At 36.3% G+C, this 12,522-nt stretch carries 10 protein-coding genes; 6 read left to right on the forward strand and 4 right to left on the reverse strand.

The annotated features are described in order from the left end of the window. Nucleotides 1-166: 166 nt before the first annotated feature. Nucleotides 167-2,959, reverse strand: a complete 2,793-nt coding sequence (locus tag KEM10_RS09520; RefSeq protein WP_212215758.1) for a SprB repeat-containing protein — start codon at nucleotides 2,957-2,959, stop codon at nucleotides 167-169. Nucleotides 2,960-3,154: 195 nt separating this feature from the next. Between KEM10_RS09520 and KEM10_RS09525 the strand changes: the two genes are divergently transcribed. Genes KEM10_RS09525 through menB form a run of 3 tightly spaced genes read left to right on the forward strand, consistent with a single transcriptional unit; the run spans nucleotide 3,155 to nucleotide 6,769 of the window. Then, complete coding sequence (locus KEM10_RS09525; RefSeq protein WP_212215759.1) at nucleotides 3,155-4,267, forward strand: isochorismate synthase; 1,113 nt, start codon at nucleotides 3,155-3,157, stop codon at nucleotides 4,265-4,267. Beyond that, nucleotides 4,260-5,951: a 2-succinyl-5-enolpyruvyl-6-hydroxy-3-cyclohexene-1-carboxylic-acid synthase gene (gene menD, locus KEM10_RS09530; RefSeq protein WP_212215760.1), complete on the forward strand. Its 1,692-nt coding sequence runs from the start codon at nucleotides 4,260-4,262 to the stop codon at nucleotides 5,949-5,951. Before KEM10_RS09525 ends, menD begins: the two co-directional genes overlap by 8 nt. Next, complete coding sequence (gene menB / locus KEM10_RS09535; protein WP_212215761.1) at nucleotides 5,948-6,769, forward strand: 1,4-dihydroxy-2-naphthoyl-CoA synthase; 822 nt, start codon at nucleotides 5,948-5,950, stop codon at nucleotides 6,767-6,769. The genes menD and menB overlap by 4 nt, the downstream gene beginning before the upstream one ends. A 180-nt stretch (nucleotides 6,770-6,949) precedes the next feature. On the opposite strand, the gene KEM10_RS09540 is transcribed toward menB, so the two are convergent. Next, entirely contained in the window at nucleotides 6,950-7,633 is a 684-nt protein-coding gene (locus tag KEM10_RS09540; RefSeq protein ID WP_212215762.1) for a DUF4377 domain-containing protein, read from the reverse strand. 288 nt (nucleotides 7,634-7,921) lie between these two features. Here KEM10_RS09540 and KEM10_RS09545 point away from each other — a divergent pair, with 288 nt between their 5' ends. Together KEM10_RS09545 and KEM10_RS09550 are read left to right on the forward strand one after the other, a co-directional pair. Then, the gene (locus KEM10_RS09545; protein WP_212215763.1) at nucleotides 7,922-8,317 is read left to right on the forward strand and encodes a transposase; all 396 of its coding nucleotides are present in this window, start codon (nucleotides 7,922-7,924) and stop codon (nucleotides 8,315-8,317) included. After that, entirely contained in the window at nucleotides 8,317-8,469 is a 153-nt protein-coding gene (locus KEM10_RS09550) for a hypothetical protein (RefSeq protein ID WP_212215764.1), read from the forward strand. The genes KEM10_RS09545 and KEM10_RS09550 overlap by 1 nt, the downstream gene beginning before the upstream one ends. A 138-nt stretch (nucleotides 8,470-8,607) precedes the next feature. Here the strand turns inward: KEM10_RS09550 and KEM10_RS09555 are convergent, their stop codons facing one another. Next, nucleotides 8,608-10,995 (reverse strand): GumC family protein, encoded by a 2,388-nt coding sequence (locus KEM10_RS09555; protein WP_317196653.1) that lies wholly within the window; start codon nucleotides 10,993-10,995, stop codon nucleotides 8,608-8,610. A gap of 7 nt (nucleotides 10,996-11,002) precedes the next feature. Then, a complete protein-coding gene (locus KEM10_RS09560) occupies nucleotides 11,003-11,809 on the reverse strand; it encodes a polysaccharide biosynthesis/export family protein (RefSeq protein WP_244825712.1) in 807 nt (268 codons plus the stop codon). 168 nt (nucleotides 11,810-11,977) lie between these two features. On the opposite strand from KEM10_RS09560, the gene KEM10_RS09565 reads away from it, so the two are divergent. Then, entirely contained in the window at nucleotides 11,978-12,190 is a 213-nt protein-coding gene (locus KEM10_RS09565) for a hypothetical protein (protein ID WP_212215765.1), read from the forward strand. Nucleotides 12,191-12,522 lie beyond the last annotated feature (332 nt).

The raw sequence follows: 12,522 nt of genomic DNA on the forward strand, positions 1-12,522 counted from the left end.
TATTTGGTTATTCACCTCAATTTAATTGAATTAAATGAGAATTTCAATAAATAAATGCATGATGTATTTAAAGTAAGGAGAGAGTGAGTGCGTTGTAAGAATGGTTCTTATAAAACAAAAGAGGTCGCCTTTCGACAACCTCTTTTTGAATCGGGAATTGTAATACTTATCTAATTTTCATAAGCTTTCCTTGTAGAATTTCATCTCCACTAACCAATCGGTAAAAGAAGATGCTTTCCTGACTGTTTGATGGATGGAACTCAAAGTTGTAATAGGTGTTTTCTTCTACCGGACCTTCATACAGGCATTCAACCAGATTTCCATAAATATCGTATATGCACAATGTAGCAAATGAGGCTTTTTTAGATATAAATTCTATTTGTGCAGCATCAGTAAAAGGATTAGGGTAGGAGCTACCAGTTATTGAGGAACCGTTTAAATAATCCTTAAATGAAACCTGATCGGTAGCAACGCATTGGGCCGACTTATAAGCTAATGTAAAGTCTCGCTGATAATCACCATCAGAACAGATTATATACACCAGGTTAAACTGATCGGGACTATTTCCAAAGTTGCTTATATCATCAACTTTAAATCCATAAATTCCAGTTGTTGGATCGGTTGAATTAGCTTCTACTTTCCAACCTTTTGAATTGTAAACCGATTTTACATATCCTTCCTTGACTTCAACTGTAAGATGTGAAAGATCAAAACTGCATGATCCGTCTGTTTTAATAGTTAATGAATATTGATAGCAATTATCATCTATTTTTTTAATGTCGGTAGGTATAATTTCATAACATAAATCACAGTTCTTATCACCGCCGCCATCAGGTATACTATCTGTTGGTGTTGAATCATCTATACTTTGACATGAGATTTGAACCGAATCAACTGCAGTACAATTATCTGCGCTTGTGACTGAGAGTTTAATCCAGGTGCTACCTTCACCTGCTGAATAAGTGATTTCATCAGCTGTTTCTGAGTTGATTACCCATCCTTCATCAGAGAATGTCCATTCAAAGGAAGCCGCGTTATTGGTGAAAGCATATAGTAGATTTCCGGTAGATGAACAATCAGGCATAACATCAGGAGCAAGAATCTCAGCTGAGGCAAATTCAATTGATGTAATAGAAACAGTATGATGGGCAGAACAACCTATATCATCTGTTATCATTACTTCATAGTCTCCTTCTGTCAGATCATTTCTGTTCATTGCCTCAGATCCATCGGACCAGACAACGGTATAGGGTGCAACCCCATTGACTATACTTATTACAGCAGATCCGTAGTTGTTGCTCTTACAGTTAGGTTGAGTAACTGTTATATTTGAACTAAGGTTAGCCTCTGGGCGTGTGACTAGGATACTATCCGTTTTATCACATCCATTGGCATCTACAACAGTAAACTCGTAATAGCCCGTTTGATCAACTGTATAGGAACCATCTACCTCTGCTTCATCTTTATAGTAGACATAAGGAGGAGTGCCTCCATTAGCTTTTAAATCAATTATTATGCTTGAATCATTTTCGGTACAGCTGGCTCTCGAGAAAGAAGCATTTAGATTAATCTCGGCAGGCTCAGATATATTTATATATTTACGAACTGTACACCCATTGGCATCTGAGATATCAGCCCAATACCAACCACCTTCTAAATCATCAATAGATAATTCCGTTGATCCGTCATTCCATTTGATTTCATAAGGGCCAGTTCCGTTATTAATAGTTAGTGTGGCACTTCCGGTTGCTTCACCATTGCATTCAGGGTTTAGGATAGAAGCAGAAGCTTCCAGTTTATTGATTATTACATAGGATGACTTCTCGATTGAACAACCAACGGCATCGGTAATAATAACTTTATGCATTCCACTGGTAAGGTTAATTGCAGTAGCGGTTGTATCGCCATTATCCCATAGATATGTGTAGGGTTCTTCACCTCCTGAAGGTGTAACTGTAAGGCTTCCTTCACCTTCCTGATGACATTCCAGTACATCGCTGGTTATGCTGGCACTCAGTGAGGTAATGCTTTGAACGTTATAATTAAACGTTTTAGCACAACCATTAGCATCGGAAACTATGAGTGAATATTGACCACTTTCCAGTTGATCCACTGAAGATGTGGAGGCACCATTACTCCATTCATAGCTATAAGGTTCAACTCCACCTGTTACTGTTACACTGATGGCGCCATCATTGAAGCCGCAATTAGCATTAATAATGCTTGCTTTAGCTGATATGCCTTCCGGTTGATTAATCTGTGCTGATAAGGTTACGCTTTCCCCTGTAGCATCTGTAATGGTAACATCATATGAACCTGCAACAACACCTTGTAAATCTTTTGTGGTTGCACCATTATTCCAAATATAAGTATAAGGTTCTGTTCCTTCGGTAATGGTTGTAATTACCTGACCGTCTTCTGCACCGTTACATAAGATGTCGGTAGTTGTTAAAAATGCATCCAATGAAGAAGTTTCCGGTTCAATTTCTTCTGAAAATATACAAGTAGATGCTTTATAAACAACATCAAAGCCTGATTCAATAATACTTCTACATTCCTGATCAGTGTAGCAAACAGTATATTCTAGTGTGAATTTCCCTTCTGCTCCATCTTCGCCAAAGTCTTGGATGTCGTCAATTTTTATTCCCCAGATGCCTGTAGTTGGATCTTCAGAGTTGATTTCCATTGGCCATCCTTTTGAATTGCTTGCTGCACTAACTGTACCACAAGGAATTTCAATTGTAAGATGAGATAAAGCATGAATGCAATCATAAGCCGATACTTCTAGCTGTATAGTGGTACATGCATCTTCATTTGTGATGGAGATCAGTTCTGTAGAAAAACAATTAATACATTCTTTTGTTAGATCTTCTGCACTGGCAGAGGTTGTCCAAAGCAATGAAAGAATTGCAATAGACCAGGTTAGTTTGGTTATTACGTTTAGGTAATAATGTGTCATAAATAACGAGTTTGAGTGTATGCCGTTATACTCAAAAAAAAATGATTGGTTTCATTAATGTAAAGAATAGAGTTATTAACCGATTGTAAATTGTTGTTGGTCATAATTATTAGAGGTTTAAAAAAAGTAATATAAAAGCCTATCTATTCTGCCATGCATGTTAATTTATTATCTTTGTTTTCTAGTTTTTTTATAGTGAATACAGCACAATTAATAGATAAATTAAAGAGCTTTAATAAGGAAGGTGGAGACTCGGTTATATTGTACCGTTTACCTTTTACAGATAAGAAAGTACTTCAGCTTGGTAATGCTATGTCTATTACTAAGTTTGATAATAAAGTGCTTTCGAACGATGGTTTTATTATTCATCCATTTAATTCATCCTTCTATTCCTCTATTCGAGTGGATCAACTGGTTCATTATACTTATCAGGGAACATTATCCGGACATGTATCAGAGCTGATTTTGCCAATTTTCGATATGAATTTAAAAGATGATAAGTGTATCAGTACCAGTTTTGAGGAATATCAGCAGCAATTTGAAAAGATGTTTCACGCTTTGTCTGAAGAAGGCCTGAACAAGATAATATTGTCGAGGCTAAAAGCAACAGACTCTTTTGAAGTAAACAATGTTATAGATTTCTTTGATGAACTGTGTACTCTTTATGCTCATGCATTTGTTTATGCTATAGTAACTCCTCAAACAGGTGTTTGGATAGGAGCCGGACCAGAACTTCTATTGGGAAAAACTGCAGATCAATTACAAACAGTTTCTTTAGCCGGTACATTGCCTAATATGCCGGAATCGGAATGGAGTAAGAAAGAGTTAGTTGAGCAGAAAATGGTAACTGATTATATGAAGGAAGTACTTGAAGCTTCGGGTATAGATGGATACAAAACTAAAGGGCCTTATACGGTTGAAGCCGGTCAGGTGAAACATTTACGAACCGATTTTAGCTTTACAGCAGATAAGGTAAAGGGTGAGATATCCGATTTACTAATGAAATTGCATCCAACACCAGCTGTTTGCGGATTGCCAAAACAACAGGCTTTGGAGGTTATTGCTGAAGTAGAAAGTAATCGTCGTGAGTATTATGCAGGATTTTTAGGTCCAGTAAATAATAGTGATTTTTCGTTTTTTGTTAATATCAGATGTTTGAAACTCACTCAGTCTCATGCAGCTTTGTATTTGGGTGGAGGATTAACCCGAGGCAGCGAGCTAAAGAAAGAGTGGGAAGAAACAGAGCTGAAAGGGCAAACCCTTTTGTCTGTATTGAAAAATGTAGCAAATTTGCAGGGATATGAGTAAACCTGTTTCCGAGAAGAAAGTTGTAAAGACTTTAGTAGATATATGTTTGGCAGAAGGATTAAAAGAAGTGGTTATTTCACCGGGGTCGAGAAATGCTCCCTTAACCATTACTTTTGCTGCCCATCCTGAATTTAATTGTTATAGTGTGGTTGATGAACGTAGTGCAGGTTTTTTTGCATTAGGTATTGCTCAACAAACTCAAAAACCTGTTGCTTTGGTTTGTACCAGTGGCTCGGCTTTATTGAATTATGCTCCGGCACTTTCAGAAGCTTACTATCAGAATATTCCTCTTGTGGTTATTAGTGCTGACAGACCAATGGAATGGATTGATCAAGGCGATGGTCAAACAATCCGTCAGGTAGGGGCGCTTGATAATGTGGTTAAATATTCTTGTAATATACCTACCTACCTAGAGCAGAATGATTGGTATGTTAAGCGATTGGTAAGTGAGGCTTTTTATCATTGCATGAACAGAAAGGCAGGACCGGTACATATTAATATGCCTTTGCGAGAGCCTTTATATGGTAAAACTGTGCATCCCGAGGATGAGATCAGAATAATTCAGCAATATAAAGCTGATTACCGATTGTCGGCCCCTCAGATTGATGAGCTCAAGACTGTTTGGAATCATTCAGATGGTATTTTGATAGTGGTTGGTTCACAAACGCCCAATGAAGCTTTTCAGGGAATAGTGGATCAATTTTCTGATTTTGAACAGGTGGTGGTATTAACTGAAGTCGGTTCAAACACAAAAGGAGAGCATATTGTTGGTGGAATCGATAAGGTAGTTTCAACCATCACAGAAGAAGAGGTGTATTTTTTTAAACCTAATCTTCTGATAACGATGGATGGAGCCGTGGTTTCTAAGATGGTGAAGAAATTTCTTCGTAGGTATCCGGCTAAGCATCATTGGCATCTTAGCTCTGTAAACCGACACTTAGATACCTATAAGCAATTATCTGCGTCTATTGAGTTAGAGCCATTAGATTTTTTTCAGCAGTTACTACCACATATTGAATCAGTAAAAAGTCGTTATAAAACAACCTGGATTAACAGGAGAGAACGTTCAGAGAATCATCATAAAGAATACCTGGAAAAGGTGCCATGGAGTGATTTGAAAGTGTTTGAGAAGTTGCAGGAGATTCTGCCAGATGATTATTCAGTTCAATGGGGAAATAGCTCAACCATACGATATGCACAACTATTTGATGGTTTTCAGAAATATGAATCGTATTGCAACCGTGGTACAAGTGGTATAGATGGATGTACCAGTACGGCTGTTGGTGCTTCTTTTATTACTGATAAACCTACTTTACTGGTGAGCGGTGATCTGTCATTTTTATATGATAGTAATGGATTATGGAATCAATACCTCAAACCAAACCTGCGAATATTGGTTGTTAACAATGGAGGAGGTGGAATCTTTCGCTTTATTCCAGGGCCGTCAGATACGGAGGAGCTGGAAACTTTTTTCGAAGCTAAACATGAAATCAATGTAAAGCCATTGGCAGAAATGTATGGTTTGAATTACCTTTTTGCTGATGATGAAGAAAGTTTGGTTAATGGATTGCAAGAGCTATTTAAAGAGAGTGATAAGGTTATTATTTTAGAAGTAAAAACACCTAACAAAGAAAGTGCCGGGGTGTTAAAATCATATTTTAAACGCTTAAAAGAAGAATTATGAGTGCATTAAACTGGACTTCAGTTAAGGAGTTTGAAGATATAATATTTGAATTTGCCGATGGAATTGCAAAAATTACCATCAATCGACCAAAGGTATATAATGCCTTTCGTCCTAAGACTGTCAATGAGCTAATTGAGGCTTTTGATATTTGTCGAGAACGTCAGGATGTGGGAGTAGTAGTTTTAACCGGAACAGGAGATAAGGCCTTTTGTTCGGGTGGAGATCAAAACGTAAAAGGGTACGGTGGTTATATTGATGATGATGGTGTGCCCAGATTAAATGTTCTGGATCTCCACAAAAGAATTCGTTCAATGCCTAAACCGGTGGTTGCTATGGTGAATGGTTATGCTATCGGTGGTGGTCACGTATTACACGTGGTATGTGATTTAACCATTGCTTCTGATAATGCTATTTTTGGTCAAAGTGGGCCTAAAGTAGGTAGTTTTGACGGTGGTTTCGGATCATCTTATCTGGCTCGTCATGTTGGTCAGAAGAAAGCTCGTGAAATCTGGTTTCTTTGCAAACAATATTCAGCTCAGGAAGCTGAAGATATGGGCCTAGTGAACCGTGTAGTGCCATTGGATGAATTAGAGGAAGCCACTATTGAATGGTGTAAAATAATGCTTCAACGTAGCCCTATGGCATTACGTATGATTAAGCGCGGTTTAAATGCCGAGTTAGACGGTCAGACTGGTATTATGGAAATGGCGGGTGATGCAACCTTAATGTTTTACCTGATGGAAGAAGCTCAGGAAGGACGTAAAGCTTTTCTGGAGAAAAGAGATCCTGAATTTCAGAAATTCCCTAAGTTCCCTTGATAGAGTATTATTATTGAATTAAGAAATTCATAACCAATTACTCCTCGATAGGAATCGAGGAGTAGACTGTCCTTCGTTTTCTAACAATGGGGAAGGGAATTGTCAATTTATATTGATGATTGTTTTGTTGAATAAGAAATTAATGAATTTTGATCCCTCGATTCCTGTCGAGGGATAGTTTCAATCTATTCTTCTGGCTTCAATTACAACTTCTTTATCCTTAAACAGTAGTAAGCTGTTGTTGAATTTGTAATACGATGTTGCAGATTGCAATGCTTTAAGATATGCATCTTCAGTTTTTTGATTTTTGCAATACATCTCTGTACTAATTATTTGACTAAAAGTAATTCCATTCCAGTCATTCGTTTTCTTTAGTTTCCCATTGTAATAATTGCAGGCTGCCTGACCCATAAAGGTCATTTTTGTTGTGTTAAGTTCTAATGTTTGAGGTGTATTTTTGGTAAGTGTATTATTCACTTTTATAATTCCGTAAATATCATATAGCATATTAAAGTCCTGCTCCACTTGTCTTTGTTCCAATATTTCTACTAACTCATAATTCAGGGAAGAACTGTCTGCTGGCGGATTGTCAATTTTCGTCTCTTTTACTTTAATTATATATGTCTGTCCCCATAAGTGTTCAAAGCCTTTAATGGACTGATAGAAATATTGCCAGGGATTTTCCATTTTAGTCTTTACTAAAAGGCAAGTCATTGGGCCAACTCCTTCACAAGGTACTTTAACCGGAGCAATGTAGTAGGTTTTTATAATAGTTGAAGAAAGGTCATTAATGTTGCTTTTCCTTTTTGATGTCTGGCATGAAGGTAGAATGGCTATCAATAAGATGACTAAGTAATTTTTCATAGTTAAGAGTTTTTATAAAGATAACCTAGCATGTTAATCTTTGCAAAAAGAATGAAGGAAATGAAATGTAGTTTAATGAATTAAGAAATTCATAAGCAATTCCTCCTCGATAGGAATCGAGGAGGAGACTGCCCTTCGTTTCCTAACGAAGGGTAAATGGTTGGTCAATTCTTATTGATGTTTAATTATTAAATAGAAATAAGCTTGTTTGGTGGCTAAATTGTAGATGAGTAGTATGATAAGTGTGTGTAGTTGCTAAAGTAAGTTATAAATATTATTTTCACTTCTATGAGTTCCGAGAATTACTATATAGGCGACCAACATGCAACTTATTTCTTAACATTTACTGTTGTTAATTGGATTGATGTTTTTACACGACCTGAGTATAAGGATGTAGTTGTAGATTCATTAAGATTCTGTCAGGAAAATAAAAAGCTTAGGATTTTTGCGTGGGTATTAATGACAAACCATCTTCATATGATTTGTAAAACGGATTATCCTCAACAACTCAGTAACCTTATAAGAGACTTTAAGCAATTTACTGCGAAGAACCTTTTAAAGATGATTGAAGAAGGTAATGAAAGTAGAAAAGAATGGATGTTATATCGTTTTCAATATGCCGGCAAGTATGATAATAGAATAAAAGATACAGGTTTTGGCAAGATAAAAGTCATCCAGTGCTAATGGATTCTAACAGTAAGCTCGACCAACGAATAAACTATATTCATAATAATCCAGTAAAGGCAGAATGGGTTGCTAATGCGGAGGATTATCTCTACGGTAGTGCAATAAACTACTCTGGAGGTAAAGGATTATTGGATGTTGTATGTATTTGAATTAAGAAATTCAGAACCAAAAACTCCTCGATTCCTATCGAAGGGATAATTGTAGTATCAACTCGTATCGATAAAAACGTATTGAATTCGGAAATTTAATGCAATAAACTCCTCGATAGGAATCGAGGAATAGGTTCTTTAATTTTCGTAATATCCATGACCATAGGTATAGCGGTAGCCATAGTTATATCGGTAATTATAACCGTATCCATATCCTTTTTTCATGTTAAGGTCATTCATCAGTATACCAACGTTCTTAATTCCTTCATCAGAAATATTCTTTAGTGTTTGCTCGGTAATCTTTTTAATAGAGTGATTTTGTCTCACTAAAAAGATCAAAGAATCAGCATGGCGAGCTAGTAAAAATGGATCGGAAACGATACCCATAGGAGGCGTATCCATAATAATGATATCAAATTCCTTTTTCAACTCATCCATTAGTGTTTGAGTTTTTTCAGAACTGATTAATTCTGATGGATTGGGAGGTATGTCTCCTGAAGGTATGATGGTTAAATTTTCCTGTTGATGAGGTATTTTTATTTCATCATAACTGGCTTTACCAATTAAGTAGTGTGATAAGCCCGTTTTTCCTTTAGTATCCACTAGCTTATTCAGACCTGGTTTTCTCAGGTCAAAACCCAGAATAGCTGTTTTTTTGCCACTGATAGCCAATGCTGCTGCAATATTAAGCGCACAAAAGGTCTTGCCTTCTCCCGGAATGGAAGAACTAACACTTACCACCGGGCATGGTATATCCTGCGTTAAATAATCCAGACGAGTACGTACTCTTCGGAAGCTTTCTGTAATAACCGATTTTGGATGGTGCTGAATTACATTACTTTCTTCCTTTGTGTTGTGTAATACTTGACCTATAACAGGTATGTCGGTTATTTTATTAATGTCTTCTTCGGCAAGAATTTTATTATTTAAAAGTTGACGTAAGCCAACAAAAGCCAATGGTAGTATCAGACCTAATAGAAAGGCATTTTTTCTGTTGCTGCTGATGTTAGGTGCGATGATGCCATTGCCTTGTGCAGCCTCCAATATTTGATGATCAGGTGTGTTAGAAGCTTTTTGTATTTGCGATTCAGATCGTTTGCGTAATAAGAAGGTGTATACTTCGTTACTTAACTCAAATTTACGTTCTATACCCAATAGCTTTCTTTCGGTCTCAGGCAGGGTGTATAACTCCTGTTCGTTTTTACTCTTGGTAGCCTGTAAACGAGCAATGGTTTCGTTTAAAACATCAAGCTGACTATTAATGGTTTTGATTAATGTTTGGGTGGCTATATTAATTTGAGTTTCAATATCCCTATTGAAAAGGTTTTGATCTTCACTATACGTTAAACGTAATCTTTGAGAGTTAAGCTCCATTATCTGTCGGATCTGTTCTGCCAGTAAATTGTTTTCAATATCATACTGGGCAGGAGCAATTACATCATTACCGGTGATGTTATCTGAAAAATAATTCTTCAGATAGTTATAATAGCGTTTTGTTATTTCATGTTGGGCCAGTTGTTGTTCAATATCTTGCAAACCATTGAATAAATATTCTGCTTTAGCTGAAACACTCTGAATTCTGTTATCAGTGCGGAATTGACTTAATTGTGAACCTGTAAGAAAAAGTGAATCTGAAATTACCCCTAATTGCTCTTCAATAAAGGCGATAGTATTGGTGGCTATCTGGTTTTTCTGTTCCAGGTTATTGGCAATAAAAACTTTCGCTAACTGATTCAGGAATGTGATGTTTTTCTGATTGTTCTTTCCGGTTACGGATACTCTTATAATAGATGATGATTCATTTGCTCTATAGGTACGGAGTCTTGACTTGTAATGGGCAGCAATATTATTAGGGTGGTTAAAAACAAAGTACATCTCCTGATTGGATGCAGTTGTTCCTTTGGTGTTTTCAATCTTAAAACGTCCCCAATTTGCATCAACCACTTCCCCAAATCGGTAAGTTTGTTCAATATTAATTGAGCTTAAGTTGATTCCAGAGGTGTTTAATCGATAGTTGTAAGTGGAAGCACTTTCTGTGTTCAACTTTAATCTATATTGATCCTGATTGATAATTTCAATGTGGATAGGAGTATTAAGAATTTGGTTGTGTAGGGAATCGAAAACTACTTTAAATGGTTCTCCACTTCCATACATCTCGGTATGCTTCACTCTGCCACTGATAAAATAACTCAAATGAAAATCCAGTTGATCAACTGTTTCTTTTACCACATCCCAGGATGTTAAGATAGCCATTTGGTTTTCCATATTCTGTTGTCCGGGAGTAAGCCCGAAACCTTCCATCATATTACCTGTAGGCATCTTTTCACCTCTCTCTTCAATCAATAAGGATATGGAAGCACGATAGGTTGGTAAGGTCCATCGATGAATCAGAAAAACGGTTGCTAAAGCTATTGGAATGGTAATGGCAAATAGCCACCAAAAATGCAGCAAATCAAATAGAAAGCGTTTGGTATCGAAATTGAAACCTGATGATTGAGAGGTAGTGTGGATGGATTTATTTTGCACCTTTGTATTATTTTATTAATGAATCGAGCGTTATATACAATGCAAGTAAACCTGTGATAATTCCCAGTGAGAAAGATTCACCAATTCCAAATTGCTTGGCTCGCATTGGACGTACGTATAACATATCATTGGGGTAGATAAAATAATATTCTGAATTAACGATATTCTTATCCGTCAGATCAACAGTATAGGTAACCGGTCCATCAGGTAGCTGACGAAGTAATTGTAATTTTTTTTGCTTTCCATAAGGGGTAACTCCTCCGGCAAGAGCAACCGCTTCAAAAATGGTAATTTGTTCTTTGGTCATATTGTGCACTCCCTGACTACGGAACTCGCCCAGTGCAGTAAATGTATTGGTAGCCAGTTTAAAGGTCAGGTTATATTCTTTTAAGAATGGTTTGAGAGCATCCTTTACACGTTCTTTACCATTAACTACATTGCATCCTTTAAGATTTATATTTCCAACATAGGGAAAATCAATATTCATGCTGTCATCTATCTGATAATAGAAGAAATTTTGATTTTGTTGACCACCTCCCATGTTATTTGATCTTCTCTGATTAAAAAACTCAGAAATCTTTTCATCTGGCGTAGATACATTAATGAAGAGGTAATCGTTGGGTTGTAGAATATATTGATCCGTAATGCTTTTCATTTCACTATACGGATTGCTATAGTTTTTATCAGAACTGTGATCCTGCAATAAGACTATTTCTTTTTGAGGTATACAACTAAATAGAGAGGATACTAATACCATTGCAGATAGAAATAGTTGTGTGTTTCTGCCTTTTAAACGTGAAGAGAATAGATGCATTTAAGTAATGTCAGTTCGTTTTTGGTTTTATTAGCTATCAAAAATAAGGTTTTCTTAAGAATTTACCCTACCTCACTACCTTTTTATATATTCTATTGTATATAGTCTTTAACATGACAATATAAACTATACCTTGAATATTATTGTTTTAGTAGAAAATATTAACGAATGAATAAGATTACAAAAGAGATTAATATTGAAAATCTAATTGATCTGGTTCCGGGTGCAGTGAGATATCTCAGTGAAAAAGGAATTACCTGCATTGCTTGTGGCGAACCTGTATGGGGAAGTCTTGAAGAAGTGGCTATGAATAAGGGATTCTCAAAGGAGGAGATTGATCAGTTTGTAAGTGCTTTAAACAAGATGGTAGATAATGGTTAATTATGAATGCGAATCAACAGTTGAACCCACTTTGGGGTTCCTTTCTAATACGTTCATATTCCACGGGTTCCACCCGTGGCTATTCATATTAAATCCTTTCAGGATTTGAAAATGTCCGAAGGACATTAAAAATATTAGCCTCGTGCGGAGCGCGAGGTGACTATTAGACTAATGATGCAACCCCGAAAGTGGGTTGAACTTTACTATAAAACAATTTGAACTATTGATTCGCATTATGAATGATAAAATGTGAATGGTGAATTTTGTTAAAGAATACATTTGATGCCCCAAAAAATAAATATTAAAAGTGATGAGTTAACAGACTGAACTTT

The sequence above is a fragment of the Carboxylicivirga linearis genome, from assembly GCF_018271995.1.
In the GTDB taxonomy this organism is placed as follows: domain Bacteria; phylum Bacteroidota; class Bacteroidia; order Bacteroidales; family Marinilabiliaceae; genus Carboxylicivirga; species Carboxylicivirga linearis.